General features: G+C 52.2%; 2 protein-coding genes. Both read left to right on the top strand.

Features of this window, described 5'->3' with window-relative positions:
* A partial coding sequence (locus tag R7R78_RS24900) for a hypothetical protein (protein WP_225474471.1) occupies positions 1 to 439 on the top strand: 439 nt, incomplete at its 5' end.
* A 5-nt stretch (positions 440 to 444) separates the two neighbouring features.
* On the top strand, positions 445 to 756 hold the full coding sequence (locus tag R7R78_RS24905) for a hypothetical protein (protein ID WP_225474472.1): 312 nt from the start codon (positions 445 to 447) through the stop codon (positions 754 to 756).
* The last annotated feature ends 167 nt before the right edge of the window (positions 757 to 923 follow it).

Below are 923 nucleotides of genomic sequence, written 5' to 3' on the forward strand. Positions count from 1 at the left end.
CTGCGGTATGTGCCAAGGGCATGGGAAATTTGTTGACGCCAAAGCAATGCTGGTGGCTGCCATCGAGCTGGCAAAGAAGCAACGCGAGCCTGTCATTGAAGTGGTAATGGGGTTGGTGCTCCAGGGTGTGGATGTTAGAGGGAAGGAGCCTGGAGAGCGGTTCAAGGCTGCTCAGGCCTTTAACGCCCCAGGGCACAACCTATTACGATACGGGTGGGATGCTTGGGAGCTCTATGCCCTCCATGAGGGTGTAAGTCCAGAACTTGCATCGCTTGGCCGAAGTGTGATGCGCGAGTGGCATAGCCATTCATGGGGCCGGTTCAGTGGAGAGGTAGGCTTTAACGCCGCCGAGATCATGATCAAACAGGCCAAAGACAACCCAGAAAAAGCAGAAGAGCGCTGGGCGTTCCTGCTTAGTGAAGAATGGATGGTGGAGTAATTGTCGTGACAGAACAAACCAATAAGAAATTGATGCTGGATGAGTCTCCAGATATGCCCCTGCAATTCAAGTGGAGAAAGTTTGGTGGTGCGATGTTAACTGCCACGCAAACAATGGAGCACGTCAAGGAAGGACGTAAGCTCGGGCCGACTCCAGCAGGGATGCTACCTCAAGAAGTGTGGCTGAACCGCCTGATCGCTATGGAAGAAACCCTGCCACGAGGGAAGTTTTTTGACAGATTCCGCCGCCGCGACAAAAACGAGCAGTATGACTTGGCCGCCGATCATCTCCGTCTTGTCGGAAAGAAAAAGCGATAGGGGGATAGATGAAAGCCCAGGCATACCCACCATCAGTCATTCGTAAAGGCGCTGTGTTGTACGCAGCCCTTTATTACATCTCTGATGATGATAAAGCAAAGGTCGAGGTTACAGAGTGGATAGTTCGCTCTATTCAGAAACGACGCAACTCAACCAGCGATCAACGC

This window comes from Vibrio sp. 2134-1, assembly GCF_033339495.1.